General features: G+C 64.1%; 21 protein-coding genes and 1 tRNA gene. All 22 read right to left on the minus strand.

The window, feature by feature from the left end; all coding sequences use genetic code 11:
• Positions 1-1,077, minus strand: coding sequence for an efflux RND transporter periplasmic adaptor subunit (locus DFR39_RS11235; protein ID WP_336622254.1), 1,077 nt, complete (start codon positions 1,075-1,077; stop codon positions 1-3).
• 296 nt (positions 1,078-1,373) lie between these two features.
• Positions 1,374-1,877, minus strand: coding sequence for a DUF1178 family protein (locus DFR39_RS11240; protein WP_133603645.1), 504 nt, complete (start codon positions 1,875-1,877; stop codon positions 1,374-1,376).
• A 28-nt stretch (positions 1,878-1,905) separates the two neighbouring features.
• Positions 1,906-2,514 (minus strand): NUDIX domain-containing protein, encoded by a 609-nt coding sequence (locus DFR39_RS11245; RefSeq protein ID WP_133603646.1) that lies wholly within the window; start codon positions 2,512-2,514, stop codon positions 1,906-1,908.
• Positions 2,507-2,812 (minus strand): DUF2818 family protein, encoded by a 306-nt coding sequence (locus tag DFR39_RS11250; protein WP_133603647.1) that lies wholly within the window; start codon positions 2,810-2,812, stop codon positions 2,507-2,509. The genes DFR39_RS11245 and DFR39_RS11250 overlap by 8 nt, the downstream gene beginning before the upstream one ends.
• A gap of 10 nt (positions 2,813-2,822) precedes the next feature.
• On the minus strand, positions 2,823-4,304 hold the full coding sequence (gene nuoN / locus DFR39_RS11255; RefSeq protein WP_133603648.1) for an NADH-quinone oxidoreductase subunit NuoN: 1,482 nt from the start codon (positions 4,302-4,304) through the stop codon (positions 2,823-2,825).
• A gap of 18 nt (positions 4,305-4,322) precedes the next feature.
• The gene (locus DFR39_RS11260; protein ID WP_133603649.1) at positions 4,323-5,801 is read right to left on the minus strand and encodes an NADH-quinone oxidoreductase subunit M; all 1,479 of its coding nucleotides are present in this window, start codon (positions 5,799-5,801) and stop codon (positions 4,323-4,325) included.
• A 20-nt stretch (positions 5,802-5,821) separates the two neighbouring features.
• Positions 5,822-7,873, minus strand: a complete 2,052-nt coding sequence (gene nuoL, locus DFR39_RS11265) for an NADH-quinone oxidoreductase subunit L (protein WP_133603650.1) — start codon at positions 7,871-7,873, stop codon at positions 5,822-5,824.
• Between the two features lie 19 nt (positions 7,874-7,892).
• On the minus strand, positions 7,893-8,204 hold the full coding sequence (nuoK, locus tag DFR39_RS11270; protein ID WP_133603651.1) for an NADH-quinone oxidoreductase subunit NuoK: 312 nt from the start codon (positions 8,202-8,204) through the stop codon (positions 7,893-7,895).
• Position 8,205: 1 nt separating this feature from the next.
• Positions 8,206-8,850, minus strand: coding sequence for an NADH-quinone oxidoreductase subunit J (locus DFR39_RS11275; RefSeq protein WP_133603652.1), 645 nt, complete (start codon positions 8,848-8,850; stop codon positions 8,206-8,208).
• Positions 8,851-8,901: 51 nt separating this feature from the next.
• On the minus strand, positions 8,902-9,384 hold the full coding sequence (gene nuoI / locus DFR39_RS11280; RefSeq protein WP_133603653.1) for an NADH-quinone oxidoreductase subunit NuoI: 483 nt from the start codon (positions 9,382-9,384) through the stop codon (positions 8,902-8,904).
• 11 nt (positions 9,385-9,395) lie between these two features.
• Entirely contained in the window at positions 9,396-10,493 is a 1,098-nt protein-coding gene (gene nuoH, locus DFR39_RS11285; protein ID WP_133603654.1) for an NADH-quinone oxidoreductase subunit NuoH, read from the minus strand.
• A 19-nt stretch (positions 10,494-10,512) separates the two neighbouring features.
• Positions 10,513-12,846, minus strand: a complete 2,334-nt coding sequence (gene nuoG / locus DFR39_RS11290) for an NADH-quinone oxidoreductase subunit NuoG (RefSeq protein ID WP_133603655.1) — start codon at positions 12,844-12,846, stop codon at positions 10,513-10,515.
• Between the two features lie 17 nt (positions 12,847-12,863).
• Complete coding sequence (gene nuoF / locus DFR39_RS11295) at positions 12,864-14,219, minus strand: NADH-quinone oxidoreductase subunit NuoF (protein WP_246030799.1); 1,356 nt, start codon at positions 14,217-14,219, stop codon at positions 12,864-12,866.
• Positions 14,220-14,231: 12 nt separating this feature from the next.
• On the minus strand, positions 14,232-14,753 hold the full coding sequence (gene nuoE, locus DFR39_RS11300; RefSeq protein ID WP_211343852.1) for an NADH-quinone oxidoreductase subunit NuoE: 522 nt from the start codon (positions 14,751-14,753) through the stop codon (positions 14,232-14,234).
• 8 nt (positions 14,754-14,761) lie between these two features.
• Positions 14,762-16,015, minus strand: a complete 1,254-nt coding sequence (locus tag DFR39_RS11305) for an NADH-quinone oxidoreductase subunit D (protein ID WP_133603657.1) — start codon at positions 16,013-16,015, stop codon at positions 14,762-14,764.
• Positions 16,016-16,018: 3 nt separating this feature from the next.
• Entirely contained in the window at positions 16,019-16,624 is a 606-nt protein-coding gene (locus DFR39_RS11310) for an NADH-quinone oxidoreductase subunit C (protein WP_133603658.1), read from the minus strand.
• A gap of 6 nt (positions 16,625-16,630) precedes the next feature.
• Complete coding sequence (locus DFR39_RS11315) at positions 16,631-17,107, minus strand: NuoB/complex I 20 kDa subunit family protein (protein ID WP_046113908.1); 477 nt, start codon at positions 17,105-17,107, stop codon at positions 16,631-16,633.
• 98 nt (positions 17,108-17,205) lie between these two features.
• A complete protein-coding gene (locus tag DFR39_RS11320; protein WP_133603659.1) occupies positions 17,206-17,565 on the minus strand; it encodes an NADH-quinone oxidoreductase subunit A in 360 nt (119 codons plus the stop codon).
• 206 nt (positions 17,566-17,771) lie between these two features.
• Positions 17,772-17,856: transfer RNA gene (locus DFR39_RS11325), tRNA-Leu, on the minus strand.
• Between the two features lie 152 nt (positions 17,857-18,008).
• On the minus strand, positions 18,009-18,383 hold the full coding sequence (secG, locus tag DFR39_RS11330; RefSeq protein ID WP_133603660.1) for a preprotein translocase subunit SecG: 375 nt from the start codon (positions 18,381-18,383) through the stop codon (positions 18,009-18,011).
• 42 nt (positions 18,384-18,425) lie between these two features.
• A complete protein-coding gene (gene tpiA / locus DFR39_RS11335; RefSeq protein WP_133603661.1) occupies positions 18,426-19,166 on the minus strand; it encodes a triose-phosphate isomerase in 741 nt (246 codons plus the stop codon).
• Between the two features lie 32 nt (positions 19,167-19,198).
• Positions 19,199-20,185, minus strand: coding sequence for an NAD(P)H-quinone oxidoreductase (locus DFR39_RS11340; RefSeq protein ID WP_133603662.1), 987 nt, complete (start codon positions 20,183-20,185; stop codon positions 19,199-19,201).
• Between the last annotated feature and the right edge of the window lies 1 nt (position 20,186).

Genomic DNA, 20,186 nt, shown 5'->3' on the forward strand with positions numbered 1-20,186 from the left:
TCAGGACTCCCGCGGGGCCGAGGCGCGGGCGGAGGCCGCTGAGGCCGCTGAGGCCGCAGATGCCGCTGATGCCGCCGCGGCCGCCTGGGCCGAGGGCTTGGCGAACTGCACCGGACGGCCATCGCTCAGTGTGGCGCCGGGGTGGCGCAGTACCTGATCACCCGCTTCCAAGCCGGCCGTGACCCGGTACAGACCCAGGCGCTGATCGCGCTCACCGAGCTTGATGGCCACCTTGTGCAGCTTGCCGTCCTTGAGCTTCCAGGCGTAGCTGAGATCACCTTCGCGCTGGATGGCGCCGTCGCCCAGCATCAGCGCGCTGACACTCTGGCTCTGCACACGCCCCTCGGCATAGAGCCCTGCCACGCCGGGTTGCTCACTGCCCGCAAAGCCGACCAGCACCTCAACCTGCCGGGTGTTCGGATTGGCCGCCGCCGCAATGCGGCGCACCTGACCTTCGAAATCGGTCTGGCCATAGCCATTGACCTTGAAGAAAACCGTCTGGCCGGGCTTGAGCTCCGCCATGCGGTCCGCAGAAACAAAGCCCTCGAAGCGCATGCTGGCGGGGTCGATGACCTTGGCCAATTCCTTGCCGATTTGGGCGGTGTCGCCGGGCGAGACCTTGCGGTCGGCCACGATGCCGTCAAAGGGCGCGCGGGCCTCGGTGCGCTGGAGTTGCTGGCGCGCCGTGGCGGCACGGGCCTTGGCGGCGAGCAACTCGCTCTGCGCATTGTTGCGGCGGTTCTCGGCGTCTTCCATGGCCTGGATCGAGCTCATGCCCTGGGCCTGAAGCGTCTTGATGCGCTGGAACTGCCGCTCCGCCTGCTCAAAGCTCTGTGCGGCCGCACGCGCGCTCTCTTCGGCCGAGGAAAGACTTTCGCGAATGGCGCTGTCGTCCAGCCGCACCAGCAGCTCGCCCCGCTTGACGCGCTCGCCGTTCTCCTTGAGCACCTGCAGCACCACCCCCTGTACCTCGGCGCGCAGGTCGGCGCGCTTCTCCGGCTGAATCGAGCCGGTGATGACGGGGCCGCTGCTGTAAGCCGACAAGCCCAGGGTCTGTACGTCCTCTGACGAGATCAACAGGGGCTTGAGGGCAGCAGACGCGCTGTCAGCTTTCGCCTGATCGCCCTTGGCATGCCCGGAGTCCCCCGACTTTCCGCAAGCGCTCAGGGCAATGGCTAGGGCGAGGACAAGCAGGCGATGTCGCTTCATCAGGCGGACTCCGGTGAGGGATGATCAGAAAACGTGCATCCTGCCATGCGAAGACCATCGGCTTCCACCGCCTTGCGATGAACGCGCGCTTGGGGCCCCTCAGCTGCAAGCGTGAGGAATGAGCGGTTGATCGCGCCTTTGAAGTGCCGCCGATGCGGACGCGGCTACTGGAGATTGCTCTTGAACGGCTCGGGCAGGGCAATCAGCTCAATGCCCTCTTCCACCAACTCCTGGGCCTGCTGGCGTGTGGCCCGACCGCGGATCGCGCGCTCCTCGGCTTCACCGTAGTGCATGCGACGCGCCTCATCGGCGAAGCGCTCGCCGACGTCCTCGGTCTTGCCGATCAGCTGGCGCAGCGCCTGCATGGCAAGCTGCTGGAGCTGCTGAAGCTGTTGCGAGGCATCCTCGGGGACGGCGGCTGCATCGGGCCGAGCGTCAGACGGGGCGGGTCGGTTTTCCTGGCCAGTCGGCGCCGCGCCCGTGGACTTCTGCTCCCGCAGATGCGCAACATTCAATCTGGGCGCGCTGGGCAGGCGTTGGACCTGGACGCTGCCGCACAGCGGGCAGCTGATCAGCCCGCCAGACTGCTGGGATTCAAAGTCCTGCGCCGAGCCAAACCAGCCTTCAAAGCGGTGGCCCTGGGCGCAGCCAAGATTCAGGACGAGCATGGTGGACCGAATTGTGGGGCCGCGGCCCTCAGGCTGCAGGCTGCCAGTCCAATTCCCACTGCCCGGCCTGCCAACGCGAGAGCCAGAGCAAACCGATCAAGGTCTTTGCGTCGGTGAGTTCGCCGCACGCGGCCAGCTGATCCAGCTCGGCGGACGTATGCGTCACCAAGTCCAGGAATTCACCCTCGTCGAGCTGTCGCTCGCCAGCCACCAGACCCCGGGCAAAGAAGATCTCTATGCCTTCGTCCGAGTAAGCGATGGCGTTGTGCAGCACACCGGCATGGGCCCATTCGGCCGCACGATAGCCGGTTTCCTCCAGCAACTCGCGCTGGGCACAGGCCAGCTTGGTCTCACCGGCATCCAGCTTGCCGGCCGGAAACTCGAGCATCACCCGTTCCATCGGATAGCGATACTGGCGCTCCAGCAGCAGGCGGCCATCGTCCAGCAGGGGCACGATCATGACGGCACCCGGATGACGGATAAATTCGCGCGCGGCCTCCCGCCCATCCGGCAGCCGGATGCGATCGCGGCTGACCTTCAGAAAATGGCCCTCATAGACCAGGCTGGACTCCAGCCGGGTCTCGCGAAGATGTTCGTCGCCTTGCGCGTGTGGGGCGCGGCGTTCAGGCTCAAGCATGGCGCTGGCGGCGCAGATAGCGCCACACAAAGCCCGGGAAGGCCAGGGTCAGGAACAGACACAGGCCAGCCGCATAGAACTCCCAGCCTTGCGGGTGTCGCTGGCCGGCGCGGGCTTCAAGCACAAAACCCAGACCTACGCTCAGCAGCGCCATCAAGGCGAGTTCCGCGAGCCGCCACCCCAGCCCCTTGGGGCTGAGCCTGGGGCCGAGAAAGAACACCCGCTCAGAGAAGAACGGTGCATTGGCCGCCACCAAGGCGACCAAAAGCACCAGCCAAACGGCAGCGGACTGATCCATCCGCGTCGACTCAGGCGGCCAGCAGCTTGACCATGGCCTGGGCGCACCAAGCCATCAGCCCGCCGGGCAGAAGACCGAACACGAGCACGGCCAGGCCATTGAGCGACAGTACGGCACGCACATCACCGGGCGCGGTGATCGGTGCGGTATCGCTGGCCTCGTCAAAGAACATGACCTTGATGACACGCAGATAGTAGAAGGCGCCCACCAGGGACAGCAGCACGGCGACCACGGCCAGGCCGATGTAGAACGGCACATTGGTCGCGACCATGGCCTGCAGCACCGACAGTTTGGCGTAGAAGCCGGCCGTGGGCGGGATGCCAGCCAGGGAGAACATGAAGATGGTCATGACCAGCGCATACCAGGGGCTGCGCTTGGCCAAGCCCGCCAGGTCCTTGATCTCCTCGGCCTCGTGCCCCTGGCGCGACAGCAGGAGGATCACACCGAAGCTGCCCAGGGTGGTGATCACATAGACGATGACGTAGAACAGCGCCGAGCTGTAGGCATTGGCGGCCAGATCACGGCTGTCACCGACAACGCCGGAAGCCAGACCCAGCAGCATGAAGCCCATCTGCGCGATGGTCGAATAGGCCAGCATGCGCTTGAGGTTGCTTTGGGCGATGGCGGCCAGATTGCCCAGCACCAGGGACACCACGGCCAGCACCAGCAGCATCTGCTGCCAGTCGAAGGCCAGGCCCAGCATGCCTTCCACCAGCAGGCGGATGGTGATGGCGAAGGACGCGAGCTTGGGCGCTGCGCCCAGCAGCAGGGTCATGGCCGTGGGGGCACCCTGGTAAACGTCAGGCACCCACATATGGAAGGGCGCTGCGCCGAGCTTGAAGGCCAGACCCGCGACCACAAAGACCACGCCGAAGACCAGCACCGACTTGTTCGGCGCGCCGGTGGCAATGACCTCGAAGACACGGCCGATATCCAGCGAGCCGGTGGCACCGTACATCATGGACAGGCCGTACAGCAGGAAACCGCTGGCCAGAGCGCCCAGCACGAAGTACTTCATGGCCGCCTCGGTCGAGCCGGCATGGTCGCGTCGCAGGGCCACCAGGGCGTAGAGCGAGAGGCTCATCAATTCCAGGCCGAGATAGACGACCAGGAAATTGTTGGCCTGCAGCATGATCATGATGCCCAGCAGGGACAGCAGGGACAGCGTGAAGAGCTCACCCTTGAGGATGTCACGCACGCCGGCATAGGGGCGCGCATAGACCAAGGTCACAAAGGTGGCCACGCAGGCAAAGAAGCCCAGCAGATGCCCCATGGGGTCGGACACGATCATGCCCTGCATGCCGATCTCGGTGCGGCCGTCCTGGAAATAGAACAAATGCATGGCACCGACGACGACCAGGGTGAGCTGGGTCAGCCAGTAGGTCGGACGACGCTGCTCGTCGGTGACGAAGAGGTCGATCATGGCCACGGCAAGCGCCATGACCAGCAGCACGATTTCGGGGTAGACCGAGAACCAGTTCATATCGTTCATCTTGGTTGGCCTCTCAGCTTAGGGAGCGACCAGCTTGGACTGGGCCACATGCTTGAGCAGCTCGGTGACCGAGACATGCATCACATCGGTGAAGGGCTTGGGATACAGGCCCATGTACAGCACGGCGACGGCGAGCACGGCCAGCATCAGGAACTCGCGGGCGTTGATGTCCTTGAGTTCGCGCACATTGTCGTTGGTGACCGCACCGAAGTAGACGCGCTTGTACATCCACAGCGTGTAGGCGGCGCCGAAAATCAGGGCGGTGGCCGCGATGGCACCCAGCCAGAAGTTGTACTGCACGGTACCCAGGATCACCATCCACTCACCCACGAAACCGGCGGTGGCGGGCAGGCCGCAGTTGGCCATGGCAAACAGCAGGGCAAAGGCGGCGAACTTGGGCATGGTGTTGACCACACCGCCGTATGCGGCGATCTCACGGCTGTGCACACGGTCGTAGAGCACACCGATGCACAGGAACATGGCCCCCGACACGAAACCGTGCGAGATCATCTGCACCAGCGCGCCCGAGACGCCCAGCTCGTTGAAGATGAAGAAGCCCAGGGTCACGAAACCCATGTGCGCGACCGAAGAGTAGGCCACCAGCTTCTTCATGTCCTGCTGGACCAGGGCCACCAGACCCACGTACACCACGGCGATCAGGGACAGGGCGATGATGAACCAGTCGTACTCGCGTGCCGCATCGGGAGCGATGGGCATGGAGAAACGCAGGAAGCCATAGGCGCCCAGCTTCAGCATGATGGCGGCCAGCACCACGGAACCACCGGTGGGTGCTTCCACGTGGGCGTCGGGCAGCCAGGTGTGAACCGGCCACATCGGCACCTTGACCGCGAAGGCCGCGAAGAAGGCGAAGAACAGCAGCGTCTGCGCGCTCATCGGCAAAGGCAGCTTGTGCCAGGTCTGGATGTCGAAGCTGCCACCGCTCTGGATGTAGAGGTAGAGCAGCGCAATCAGCATCAGCAGCGAGCCGGCCAGCGTGTACAGGAAGAACTTGAAGGCCGCATAAACGCGGCGCGGACCGCCCCAGACGCCGATGATGATGTACATCGGGATCAGGGTCGCTTCAAAGAACACGTAGAAGAGCAGACCGTCCAGGGCCGAGAACACGCCGACCATCAGGCCGGACAGCACCAGGAAGGCGCCCATGTACTGGTTCACACGGTGCTCGATCACCTCCCAGGCCGCGATCACCACGATGATGGTGATGAAGGCGGTGAGCGGCACGAACCACATCGAGATGCCATCCACACCCAGGTGGTACATCACGTTGAAGCGTTCGATCCAGACCTGTTTCTCGACGAACTGCATGCCCGCAGTCGCGGTATCGAAACCTGAGACTAGCGGCAGGGTGACGAGGAAACTGATGAGCGCCGCGACCAGCGCCAGCCAGCGCACGGTGTTGGCCTGTTCATCACGCCCCAGAGCCAGCAGCAGCAGACCGCAGGCAATGGGCAACCAAATGGCAAGACTAAGCAACATTCTTGTTCTCCGCCCTCGCCTCAGAAGCCCGCCAGGGCCTTGAATTGGGGCCAGATGTAAGGCCAGAGCTTCCAGGTCATCAGGCCGATCACGCCCAGAATCATGACGAGCGCATACCAGTAGAGGTGGCCGGTCTGAACGCGACGAACCAGGCCGGCGATGCCACCGATGCCACGGGCCGAGCCGTTGATCAGCACGCCATCAATCACGCCCTGGTCGCCCACCTTCCAGGCGGCCAGACCCAGACCACGCGCGAGACGGGCCAGGATGTTCTCGTTGATCCAGTCCATGAAGTACTTGTTCTCCAGGACCACGACCAGGGGGCGCAGCACCTTGGCCAGGGTGGCCGGAATGCTGGGAGCCACCATATAGAACACATAGGCGGTGACGACACCGGCCAGGGCCAGCCAGAAGGGCAAGGTCTGCAGGCCGTGCAGCGCCATGGCGGTCGCGCCATGGAACATCTCGCGCAGCGCACCCATCGCGCCGTGCGCCTCATGGTTGACGTGGATGGCGTCCTTGAAGAAGTCGCCGAACAGCATGGGCTGAATGGCCACGAAACCGATCGCCACCGAGGGAATCGCCAGCAGCACCAGGGGTGCCGTCACCACCCAGGGCGACTCGTGGGGCGTGTGCGAATGGTCATCATGGTGATCATCGTGGTGGTCATGCTCGCCCGGGAAGGGCTTGTGACGGAAGTTCTCCTTGCCATGGAAGACCAGGAAGTACATCCGGAAGCTGTAGAACGCCGTGACGAAGACACCGGCGACCACGGCGAACATGGCAAAGCCCGCGCCCGGCAGCTTGCTGGCTTCGACCGCCAGGATGATGGAATCCTTGGAATAGAAGCCCGAGAAGAAAGGCGTGCCGATCAGCGCCAGCGAACCCAGCAAGGAGGTAATCCAGGTGATGGGCATGTACTTGCGCAGGCCGCCCATATTGCGGATGTCCTGATCGTGGTGCATGCCGATGATCACCGAGCCCGCGCCCAGGAACAGCAGGGCCTTGAAGAAGGCGTGCGTCATCAGGTGGAACACGGCGACCGAGTAGGCCGACACACCCAGGGCCACAGTCATATAGCCCAGCTGCGACAGCGTGGAGTAGGCCACCACGCGCTTGATGTCGTTCTGGATGATGCCCATGAAGCCCATGAACAGCGCCGTGATCGAACCAATGACCAGGACGAAATTCAGTGCGGTGTCCGACAGCTCGAACAGCGGGCTGAAACGAGCGACCATGAAGATGCCGGCCGTCACCATGGTGGCGGCGTGGATCAGGGCCGAGATCGGGGTCGGGCCTTCCATGGAGTCGGGCAGCCAAACATGCAGCGGGAACTGGGCCGACTTGCCCATGGCACCGATGAACAGGCAGATGCAAGCCACCGTCAGCATCATCCAATCGCTGCCCCACAGAGGCATGTTGAACTTAATCTGAGAGAGCTCGCCGGCCTTGGCAAAGGTCTCGGTGTAGTTCAGCGAACCGCCATAGGCGACCAGCAGGCCAATACCCAGAATGAAGCCGAAGTCACCCACCCGGTTGACCAGGAAGGCCTTCATATTCGCGAAGATGGCCGTCGGCTTGGTGTACCAGAAGCCGATCAGCAGATAGGAGACCAGACCCACCGCTTCCCAGCCGAAGAACAGCTGCAGCATGTTGTTGCTCATCACGAGCATCAGCATGGAGAAGGTGAACAGCGAGATGTAGCTGAAGAAGCGCTGGTAGCCCGGGTCCTCTTCCATGTAGCCGATGGTGTAGATGTGCACCATCAGCGACACAAAGGTCACCACCACCATCATCATGGCGCTCAGGCCATCGACCAGGAAGCCGATCTCCATCTTCAGACCGCCCAGCACCATCCATTCGTAGATGGTCTGGTTGAAGCGGGCCCCGTCCAGGGCCACCGACTTCAGGGTCATCACCGAGATGATGAAGGAAACCAGCACGCCCAGGATGGTGACGGTGTGAGCTCCGCGGCGACCGACTTGCTTGCCGAACAGGCCAGCCACGATGGCGCCGAACAGCGGGGCCAGCGGTACCGCCAGCAGCATGTTCTGAGAAAGTGTTGCAGACATCTTGATGCGTCCTGTTCCTTTAGCCCTTCAGCGTGTCCAGCTCTTCCACATTGATCGTGGCGCGATTGCGGAACAGCACGACCAGAATGGCCAGGCCGATCGCCGACTCGGCGGCCGCCACGGTCAGGATGAAGAACACGAAGACCTGTCCGGCCATATCACCCAGGTAGTGGGAGAAGGCCACGAAGTTCAGGTTGACGGCCAGCAGCATCAGCTCGATGGCCATCAGCAGCACGATCAGGTTCTTGCGGTTCAGGAAGATGCCGATCACCGACAGCGCGAACAGGATCGCGCCCAGCGTGAGGAAATGTCCCAGGGTCAGCGCAGCCATCTCAAGCGCCTCCTTGCGTGTTGTTCTCGGCGGCCGCAGGGGCCGGCGTGTCGATGCTGGGCTGCACCTTGATGACCTTCAGGCGATCGGCCTTCTTGACCTTGACCTGCTCGGCCGGGTCCTGGTAGCGCGAATCCTTGCGGCGGCGCAGTGTCAGGGCGATGGCCGCAATGATGGCCACCAGCAGCAGGACGGCGGCAATCTGCAGCGGGTAGAGATAGTGGGTGTAGATCTCGATGCCCAGCAGCTTGGTGTTGCCCATCTTCACGGCCTCGGCCGAGAGCTCGGGCGCCTGCGAGACCTGGAAGCCTCCCATCAGGATCACGGCCATCTCGAGCGCGATCAAGGCACCGACCAAGCCGGCGAGCGGCATGTGCTTCCAAAAGCCCTCACGCACCTTGTCGGAATTGATGTCCAGCATCATCACGACAAAGAGGAACAGCACCATGACGGCGCCGATATACACCAGCACCAGGGTGATGGCGAGGAACTCGGCCTTGAGCAACATCCAGATGCAGGACGCATTGAAGAAGGCCAGGATCAGGAACAGGGCCGAGTGCACGGTGCTGCGTGCCGTGATCACACGGAACGAGGCGCCGAGCAGGACGGCCGAGAAAACGTAGAAGAGCGCGGTGATGGTGTCCATGCGGTTCCAGCAAGCTCACACGAAGATCGGCCCGGATGACCGGGCCGGGCTTCAGCGGTACTTGGCGTCGGCCTCCTTGTTGGCTGCGATCTGCGTCTCGTAGCGGTCACCGACGGCCAGCAGCATGTCCTTGGTGAAATAGAGGTCGCCCCGCTTTTCACCGTGGTATTCGAAGATGTCGGTTTCGACGATGGAATCGACCGGGCAGCTCTCTTCGCAGAAGCCGCAGAAGATGCACTTGGTCAGGTCGATGTCGTAGCGGGTGGTGCGGCGCGAGCCGTCAGCACGCACATCCGACTCGATGGTGATGGCCATCGCCGGGCACACGGCCTCGCAAAGCTTGCAGGCAATGCAGCGCTCCTCGCCGTTTTCATAACGGCGCAGTGCATGCAGACCACGGAAACGCGGCGACAGCGGGGTCTTTTCCTCGGGGAACTGGACCGTGATGTTGCGCGACAGGAAATGCCGACCGGTCAGGGCCATGCCCTTGAACAGTTCGGTGAGCATGAAGCTCTTGACGAAATCTTTCAGCATCGCTTCTTCTCTTACTTCCAGATATTGAAGGGCGACTGGATCCACAGACCGACCACGACCAGCCAGACCAGGGTCACGGGAATGAAGATCTTCCAGCCCAGACGCATGATCTGGTCGTAGCGGAAGCGCGGGAAGGTCGCGCGCACCCACAGGAACATGGTGACGACGGCGAAGGTCTTGGCGAACAGCCAGAACCAGTTCCAGAAGGCCATGGTGCTCTGGATGAAAGCCGGCGTTTCCATGCCCAGCAGACTCCAGGAAATCGGAGCACTCCAGCCGCCCAGGAACATCACGACAGCCAGGGCCGACACCAGGATCATGTTGGCGTACTCGGCCAGGAAGAACATGGCGAAGGACATGCCCGAGTACTCGATCATGTGACCGGCCACGATTTCCGATTCACCTTCCACCACGTCGAAGGGGTGACGGTTGGTTTCAGCCAGGCCCGAGATGAAGTAGACGACGAACACGGGAAGCAGCGGCAGCCAGTTCCAGGACAGGAAGTTCAGACCCATGTCGGCGAACAGACCCTTGGTCTGCGCCACCACGATATCGGTCATGTACATGCTGCCGGTGACCATCAGCACCACCACCAGGGCGAAGCCCATGGCAATCTCGTAGGACACCATCTGGGCGGAAGCGCGCAGCGCACCCAGGAAGGCGTACTTGGAGTTCGAGGCCCAGCCGGCAATGATCACGCCATAGACCTCAAGCGAGGTGATGGCCATCAGGAACAGCAGGCCGGCGTTGACATTGGCCACCGCCGCATCGGGACCGAAGGGCACCACGGCCCAGGCCGCCAGCGCCGGCATGATGGTCATCACCGGGCCCAGGAAGAACAGGCCACGATTGGCCGCCGTCGGAACGATGATCTCCTTGAAGATCAGCTTGACCGCGTCGGCAATCGGGGTCAGCAGACCAAAGGGACCCACGCGGTTCGGGCCCGGGCGGATCTGCGACCAGCCGATGGCCTTGCGCTCCCAAAGCGTCAGATAGGCCACGCACAGCATCAGCGGTGCGACGACCGCGATGATCTTCAGCAGACTCCAGACCAGGGGCCAGAGGCCACCCAGCAGCGAGGCGCCGGAGGTGTAGAGGGTATCGATCATGGTGTTATCGCTCGCGTCCTCAGGCCTTGCTCACATTCAGGGCGCCAAACAGCGCGCCCAGGGCGGAGGTCTCGACCACGCCGGCCGGCACGCGCACCACATTGGCGGGCAAGCCTGCTTCCAGCTTGGCATTCAGCTCGGCGGCGCCGGCGCCTTCCTGGGTGATGCGCACACGGGCGCCCTGCTCCGGCAGGCCCAGCTGGTCCCACAGGGCCTGGGGCAAACCGGCCACGGCGGCCTGGCGGCCGTCATTGCTCAGCTGCAGCGAGCTGGCATGGCGCACGAGATTGTCGGCGGCGTAAATCGGCACCGAGCCCAGTCGCTCCAGACCGGCGGCCGGGGCTACGATCTGCACGGCAGCGCCGCTGGCATTGGACAGGCGGGCCGAGAGGTCCGCGAAGTCGGTACCCAGGGCTTCGCCACGGACCTGCTCCGAGCTCTCCTGGGCAAAGCCTTCCAGGCCCAGCAGATTGCCCAGCACGCGCAAGATCTTCCAGCCCGGACGGGTCTCGCCCAGGGCCTTGACCACGCCGACGAAGCTCTGTGCGCGACCTTCGGCGTTCACGAAGGTGCCCGAGGTCTCGGTGAAGGGCGCGGTCGGCAGCAGCACATCGGCGTACTCCAGGCCGGTCTTGAAGGGGCTCATCACCACCACCATCTCGGCGGCAGCCAGGGCTTTGGCGGCCGCGGCGGCATGGGCGCTGTCCAGCACCGGGTCGGTGTTGAGCAGCAGCACGGCCTTGAGGCTTTCGCCGCCCAGCATCTGGCCGGCGTTCAGGCCGCCCGCCTGGGGCAGTGCACCCACCAGCTGGGCGCCCACGGTATTGGCGGCTTCGCTCAGGTAGCCGACGCTGGCGCCGGTCTGGGCACCGATCCAGTTGGCCAGGGCCAGCAGGCTGGCGGCCTGAGGGTGCTGCGCGGCGGCATTGCCCAGCAGCACGGCCTTCTTCTGGCCCGAGAGCAGGGCCGCGGCAATGGCCTTGGCTTCATCGTTGGCGGTTCCGGCGGCAGGCGCTGCGGCGCCGGTGCTGGCGGCCACGGCGGCGGCCACATCGGCCAGGCTCTGCACCCAGGCGCTCGGGGCGGCGGCCACACGGGCGGCCACGGGCATCAACCAGTCTTCCTGGCTGGCGCCCAGGGCCACGATCTTGGCACCGCGACGGGCGGCCTGACGCAAGCGCTGGGCAAACAGCGGGTGATCCTTGCGCAGCTGCGAGCCGATCACGAAGGCACGGTCCAGCTCGGACAGGGAGGCGATGCTGGTGCCCAGCCACAGGGCCTTGCCGGCCTCGGCCACATTGCCGAAATCGGCGTGGCGCAGGCGGTGGTCCACGTTCTGGCTGCCCAGACCGCGCACCAGCTTGGCCAGCAGGTGCAGCTCTTCCACGGTGCTGTGGGCGGAGCCCAGCGCGCCGATGGCGGCGGCGCCATGGTCGTTCTTGATGCTCTTCAGGCCGGTGGCGACGTATTCCAGCGCCGTGGTCCAATCCACCGCCTTCCAGGCGCCGCCCTGCTTGATCATGGGCTGCTGGACGCGGGCATCGCTGTTCAGGGCTTCGTAGGAGAAGCGGTCACGGTCGGCGATCCAGCACTCGTTGACGGCCTCGTTCTCCAGCGGCACGACGCGCATCACCTGGTTGCCCTTGACCTGGACGACCAGGTTGGCGCCGGTGGAGTCATGCGGCGAGACGCTCTTGCGGCGCGACAGTTCCCAGGTGCGGGCGCTGTAGCGGAAGGGCTTGCTGGTCAGCGCGCCGACCGGGCAGACATCGATCATATTGCCCGACAGCTCGGAGTCGATGCTGCGGCCGACGAAGGTCTGGATCTCGCTGAACTCGCCGCGGTGGGCCATGCCCAGTTCCATCTGGCCGGCGATTTCCTGGCCGAAACGCACGCAACGGGTGCAATGGATGCAACGGCTCATCTCCTCCATGGAGATCAGCGGGCCCACGTTCTTGTGGAAGACCACGCGCTTCTCTTCCGAGTAGCGGCTCTTGCTGCCACCATAGCCCACGGCCAGATCCTGCAGCTGGCACTCGCCGCCCTGGTCGCAGATCGGGCAATCCAGCGGGTGGTTGATCAGCAGGAACTCCATCACACCCTGCTGGGCCTTGATGGCTTTCTCGCTCTTGGTGCGCACGATCATGCCCTGGGTCACGGGCGTGGCGCAGGCCGGCATGGGCTTGGGTGCCTTCTCCACGTCGACCAGACACATGCGGCAGTTCGCCGCGATCGAGAGCTTCTTGTGATAGCAGAAATGCGGGATGTAGGTGCCGGCCTTCTCGGCAGCATGCATGACCATGCTGCCTTCCTTGACCTCTACCTTCTTGCCGTCGAGTTCGATTTCAACCATGTTCTGTCCTGGCTCGCTCAGGCCGCCTTGGCAGCGCTGCGCTGCTGCGCCTGTTCGATCATCTGCACAAACTCGTGCTTGAAGTGCTTGATCATTGCCCGCACCGGCATGGCCGCCGCATCACCCAGAGCGCAGATGGTGCGGCCCTGGATGTTGTCGGCCACGGAGTTCAGCAGGTCGAGGTCTTCGGCCCTGCCCTGCCCGTTGGCGATGCGCTCGATCACGCGGTGCATCCAGCCCGTGCCTTCGCGGCAGGGCGTGCACTGACCGCAGCTCTCGTGGGCGTAGAAGTACGACAGACGCAGCAGGCTGTTGACCATGCAACGCGAATCGTCCATCACGATCACCGCGCCCGAGCCCAGCATGGAGCCGGCCTTGGCGATGGAGTCGTAGTCCATGGTGCACTGCATCATGATATCCGCAGGCAGCACCGGGGCCGAGGAACCACCGGGGATCACCGCCTTGAGCTTGCGGCCGGTACGCACGCCACCCGCGAGCTCCAGCAGCTTCTCGAAAGGTGTACCCAGGGGCACCTCGTAGTTGCCGGGCTTGTTCACATCACCCGACACGGAGAACAGCTTGGTGCCGCCATTATTGGGCTTGCCGATCTCGAGATAGGGCTGACCACCGTGGCGGATGATCCAGGGCACCGCCGCAAAGGTCTCGGTGTTGTTGATCGTGGTGGGCCGGCCATACAGACCGAAGCTGGCCGGGAACGGCGGCTTGAAGCGCGGCTGGCCCTTCTTGCCTTCCAGCGACTCCAGCAAGGCGGTTTCCTCGCCGCAGATGTAGGCACCAAAACCGTGGTGGGCATGCAGCTGGAAGCTGAAATCGGAACCCAGGATCTTGTCGCCCAGGAAGCCGGCGGCGCGCGCCTCTTCGAGTGCGGCCTCGAAGCGCTCGTAGACCTCGAAGATCTCGCCGTGGATGTAGTTGTAGCCCACGGTGATGCCCATCGCGAAGGCGGCAATGGCCATGCCCTCGATCACGATGTGCGGGTTGTGCATGAGGATCTCACGATCCTTGCAGGTGCCCGGCTCGCCCTCGTCCGAGTTGCAGACCAGGTACTTCTGGCCCGGGAACTGGCGGGGCATGAAGCTCCACTTCAGGCCGGTGGGGAAGCCGGCGCCGCCACGGCCGCGCAGGCCCGAAGTCTTGACCTCGGCGATGACTTGGTCCGGCGTGAGCGGCGCGCCGTCGGCCGTGCCCTCGCCCTTGAGAATCTTCCTCAGCGCCTGGTAGCCGCCACGCGCGATGTAGTCCTGGATACCCCAGTTCTTGCCATTCAGGCCGGCATAGATCTGCGGGCTGATGTGACGGTCATGGAAACAGGTCTCGGCACCGGTGGCCTGGAATTTGGAAAGGTCCAGCATGCTTCCCATCCCTCAGTTCTTGGCAGCGGCGGCGTGCGCACGCAGCGTGTCGACCAGCTCGTCCAGACGCTGCTCGCTCATGAAGCTGCACATCTGGCGGTCGTTGACCAGCATCACCGGCGCGTCGGCGCAGGCGCCCAGGCACTCGCTCTTCTGCACGGTGAACAGGCCGTCGGCGGTCGTGCCGCCCTGCTCCACCCCGAGCTTGCGGCACAGATGATCCAGAGCAGTCTGGCCATCGCGCAGCTGGCAAGGCAGGTTGGCGCAGACATTGAGCTTGAACTTGCCCACCGGCTGCTGGTTGTACATGTTGTAGAAGGTCGTGACCTCATACACCGCGATGGCGGGCATGCCCAGGTAGGCGGCGATCACGTCTTCCGCGGCGCGCGAGACATAGCCCTGCTCCTGCTGCACGATGGACAGGCAGGCCATCACGGCCGACTGCGCCTGATCGGCCGGGTACTTGGCGACCTCGCGGTCAAAGCGGGCCCGCGTGGACTCGCTCAACACATATTCGTTATTGCTGCTGCTCATCGCTGCGCTTACCGGTCAATTTCGCCGAACACAATGTCCATGGTGCCGATCACGGCCACGGCATCGGCAATCATGTGGCCACGGGCCATCTCATCCAGGGCGGCCAGGTGGGCAAAGCCCGGGGCACGGATCTTCAGGCGATAGGGCTTGTTGGCGCCGTCGCTGACGATGTAGATGCCGAACTCGCCCTTGGGGTGCTCGACGGCGGCATAAGCCTCACCCTCGGGCACGCGGAAGCCCTCGGTAAAGAGCTTGAAGTGGTGGATCAGCTCTTCCATGCTCGACTTCATGTCGACACGGCCGGGGGGCGCCACCTTGTGGTTGTCGGTAATGACCGGGCCCGGGTTGGCCTTGAGCCACTTGACGCACTGCTCGACGATGCGGCAGCTCTGGCGCATTTCCTCGACCCGCACCACATAGCGGTCATAGGTATCGCCATTCGTGCCGACCGGGATGTCGAAGTCCATCTTGGCGTAGACATCGTAGGGCTGGCTCTTGCGCAGATCCCAGGGGATGCCCGAGCCGCGCAGCATGGCGCCGGTAAAGCCCATATTCAGCGCGCGCTCCGGCGAGACCACGCCGATGCCCACGGTACGCTGCTTCCAGATGCGGTTGTCCGTCAGCAGGGTTTCGTAGTCGTCGACGTTCTTGGGGAAGCGACGGCAGAAGTCCTCGATGAAGTCCAGCAGCGAGCCCTGGCGGTTCTCGTTGAGCTGAGCAATCGTCTTGGCATTCTTGATCTTGCTGACCTTGTACTGCGGCATGCTGTCCGGCAGGTCGCGGTAGACGCCGCCCGGACGAAAGTAGGCTGCATGCATGCGCGCACCCGAGACCGCTTCGTACATATCGAAGATGTCTTCGCGCTCGCGGAAGCAGTAGATCAGGATGTTCATGGCACCGCAGTCCAGACCATGACAGCCGAGCCACAGCAGGTGGTTCAGGATGCGGGTCAGCTCGGCGAACATCACGCGGATGTACTGGGCGCGCTCGGGCACCTCAATACCCAGCATCTTCTCGATGGCCAGGCAGTAGGCGTGCTCATTGGCCATCATCGACACATAGTCGAGACGGTCCATATAGGGCAGCGACTGGATATAGGTCTTGCTCTCGGCCAGCTTCTCAGTGGCACGGTGCAGCAGACCGATGTGAGGATCGGCACGCTGGATGACTTCGCCGTCCAGCTCCAGCACCAGACGCAGCACGCCGTGTGCGGCCGGGTGCTGAGGCCCGAAGTTCAGGGTGTAGTTCTTGATTTCGGCCATGGTTTACAGCCCGCCGTAGTTGTCTTCGCGAATGACGCGCGGCGTGATCTCGCGCGGCTCGATGGTCACCGGCTGGTAGATCACGCGCTTTTGCTCGGCGTCGTAGCGCATTTCCACATGACCCGAGACCGGGAAGTCCTTGCGCATCGGGTGGCCGATGAAGCCGTAGTCCGTCAGGATGCGGCGCAGGTCCTCATGGCCCTCGAAGATGATGCCGTACATGTCAAAGGCTTCGCGCTCGAACCAGTTGGCCGAATTCCAGACCGGGTTGACCGAGGCCACCTGGGGCAGGTCATCGTCGGCCGCGAACACCTTCAGGCGCAGGCGCCAGTTCTTGCTGACAGACAGCAGGTGCGAAGCCACGGCGAAGCGCGGACCCTCGGCCACGGTGCTCGCGCCATTGCCGTAGTCGCTGTAGTCCAGACCGCAGAGGTCGATCAGCTGCTCGAACTTGAGCTCGGCATGATCACGCAGGGTGTGGGCCACATCCAGGTAATGCTCGGGGCGCACACGCAGGGTCAGCTCACCCAGTTCGCGCTTGAGTTCCAGGATCTTGTCGCCAAGGACGGCTTGAAGCGCCGCCTGCAGGGTGTCGAGTTTGGTGCTCATGGGTGCTTAGCGGGCGATGGTGTTCTCACGGCGGATCTTGGCCTGCAGCTGCAGGATGCCGTAGAGCAGCGCCTCGGCCGTGGGCGGGCAGCCCGGCACATAGACGTCCACCGGCACGATGCGGTCGCAGCCCCGCACCACCGAATAGCTGTAGTGGTAGTAACCGCCGCCATTCGCGCAGGAGCCCATGGAGAGCACCCAGCGCGGCTCGGCCATCTGGTCATAGACCTTGCGCAGGGCCGGCGCCATCTTGTTGCACAGGGTGCCGGCCACGATCATCAGATCGGACTGCCGCGGGCTGGGACGGAACAGCATGCCGAAACGGTCGATGTCGTAGCGCGCCGCACCGGCGTGCATCATCTCCACCGCGCAGCAGGCCAGACCGAAGGTCATCGGCCACAGAGAACCGGTCTTGGACCAGTTGATCAGCTTGTCGACCGAGGTGGTGACGAAGCCTTCCTTCAAAACGCCTTCAATGCCCATGGCAAGAATCCCAAATTGCCGAGGCGGCCAAGGCCGCCCCATTTGCAGCCACCTTGCCAGGCAGGGCGGCCGACGCGCTTATCCGAGGGGAAGCGAACTCACTCCCAGTCCAGAGCACCCTTCTTCCATTCGTAGGCAAAACCCACGACCAGAATGCCCAGGAAAATCATCATCGCCCAGAAACCCGCCGCGCCGATATCGCGCAACGCCACCGCCCAGGGGAAGAGGAAGGCGATTTCCAGGTCGAACAGGATAAACAGAATGGCCACGAGGTAATAGCGCACATCGAATTTCATGCGCGCGTCTTCAAAGGCCTCGAAGCCACATTCGTAGGGGGAGTTCTTGGCCGCGTCAGGGCGACGCGGGCCCAGCAGAGCGCCGAGCAACTGAGGTGCCACTCCAACACCCGCGCCGACAAGAATGAAAAGGATGACGGGCAGGTACTGTTCCAGATTCATGGCGAAAAACTCAGTTATCGAGAATGAATCGCATTTGGCTTCCGCCAAAAGCTACGGGCGCGCCGCCAGCAATGATAGATTGCTTACGGACCGCGCCCGCTCTGTCCCCAGCAACACAGACCCTTAGATCCAGCGTCACTTCGGGGCGCATCAGCCGATCATCCACCCCTCGGAGCGCGGATGCCGCTATCGGCCGATTATTGTTTTGGTGCCGTCGGCGAGACTCGAACTCGCACAGCTTTCGCCACTACCCCCTCAAGATAGCGTGTCTACCAATTTCACCACGACGGCTTGTTTTGCTTGCTGTCTGTTCGCTTGAGGTTTGCTTCCCAGACAGCCTCGCATTCTATACCGAAATTCCCTAGGGCTTAGAGAGAAATGGCAGAAATTTGCAGCTCGGCAGGCACGAAACGCAACACTGCCGCGCCGCAGACCGCAGCGCCTTACTTGGAAGCGGCCGGCGCGGGCGCAGCGATGGGCGCAGGCACCACAGCGGCAGGCACGGCGGCAGCGCCGGAACTGGCAGCGCTGGCCGGCGCAGCACGGTCCAGCACGCTTTCGCCAGCCGGTGCGGTGCTGCGTTGGTTGGCCATGAAGGCCAGGGCCAGGGTGCAGACGAAGAAGATGGTGGCGCAGACAGCCGTGCTGCGCGACAGGAAGTTGGCGCTGCCGGTGGCGCCGAACAGGCTGCCCGAGGAACCACTGCCAAAGGAGGCCCCCATATCGGCGCCCTTGCCATGCTGGACCAGCACCAGGCCGATCATGACCAAGGCCGTCAGCAGTTGCAGCACCAGCACCAGATTCATCAGAACTTGCATCTCAAAATACTCCAGTAACTCTTGTCAGATTGGGCAGAACATTCAGCCTGCGGCGCGGCAGATGGCCGCAAAGTCGGCCGCCTTGAGGGCCGCACCACCGATCAAGCCCCCATCGATATCCGCTTGGGCGAACAGCTGCGCTGCGTTATCGGGCTTGACGCTGCCGCCATAAAGAATGCGCATGGCATCCGCCTTCTTGCTGGCCGCCTGCAGCTGCTGGCGCAGCACATGGTGGACGGCCTGAGCCTGCTCGGGCGTCGCCGTGAGGCCCGTGCCGATGGCCCAGACGGGCTCATACGCCACCACGATCTCGCCGATGCAGTGCGTCAGCGTGTGGATTACGGCCGCCAACTGGCGCTTGACCACCTCTTCGGTACGGCCGGCTTCGCGCTCGGCCAGGGTCTCGCCCACACAGACGATGGGCGTCACCCCATGGGCCAGGGCCGCCTTGGCCTTGTCCGCCACCAATTGGTCGCCCTCGTGGTGGTAGGCACGGCGCTCGGAATGCCCCACGATCACATAGCGGCAGCCGATGTCTTGCAGCATGGCCGAGGACACCTCGCCCGTATAAGCACCCTGCTCGTGAGCCGAGCAGTCCTGCGCCCCGAAGGCGATGGCCGTGCCGGTCAGGGCCAGCGCGGTCTCGCTGATGTAGGGGAAAGGCACGCAGACCGCCACATCGGCGTTCCAGGGCCCCGCCTCCTTCAAACCGGCCAGCAGCACCGCGTTGGCGGCGCGGCTGCCGTGCATCTTCCAGTTGCCAACAACAAGCTTCTTGCGCATTGCGTCGCCCTCTTCTTCTCTCTTGTCTTCGCTTACCAGCTCAGCACGATCTTGCCGACATGCTCGCCCGACTCCATCAGCGCGTGCGCCTGGGCGGCCTCGGCGGCCGGCAGCTCACGGTAGATGACGGGAGCGATGCGGCGCTGCTCAAGCAAGGGCCAGACCCGCTCGCGCAGCGCGCGAGCGATGCCAGCCTTGAACGCCAGCGAGCGCGGCCGCAGGGTGGAGCCGGTGATGCTGAGGCGGCGGCGCAAGACCTGACCCGCATCGAACTCCGCTTTCACCCCGCCCTGCACCGCGATGATCACCGCCCGGCCATCATCGGCCAGGCACTGCACATTGCGTGCGACATAGTCGCCCGCCACCATATCCAGGATCACATCCACGCCCCGGCCGCCGGTAGCAGCCTTGGCCTCGGCCACGAAGTCCTGTTCACGGTAGTTGATCGCCACATCCGCCCCCAGGCGCACACAGGCCGCGGCCTTCTCGGCCGAGCCCACAGTCACCAGCACGCGCGAACCCAGGGCCTTGGCCAGCTGGATCGCGGTGACGCCAATGCCGCTGCTGCCGCCATGCACCAGCAGGCTTTCGCCCGGCTGCAATGCGGCGCGCTCGAAGACATTGCTCCACACGGTGAAGAAGGTCTCGGGCAGGCTGGCGGCCTCGGCCATGCTCCAGCCCGCGGGCACCGGCAGGCACTGGCCCACGGGGGCCACGCAGCGCTCGGCATAGCCGCCGCCCGCCACCAGAGCGCAGACGGCATCACCCAGCCGCAGGCCGGCGGCCGCCAGGGCCGCGGCGTCGCCGCCGATGATGCGCCCCGCCACCTCCAGGCCCGGCAGATCGCTGGCACCGGCGGGAGGTGGATAGGCACCCTTGCGCTGCAGCACATCGGGGCGGTTGATGCCATAGGCCTCGACCGCGATCAGGCACTCACCGGCCCCGGCGACGGGGTCGGCGCGCTCAATCAGCTGCAGCACCTCGGGGCCGCCGGGGCGGCTGATGGCGATGGCTTTCATC

The sequence above is a fragment of the Roseateles asaccharophilus genome, from assembly GCF_004362405.1.
Classification (GTDB): Bacteria; Pseudomonadota; Gammaproteobacteria; order Burkholderiales; family Burkholderiaceae_C; genus Kinneretia; species Kinneretia asaccharophila.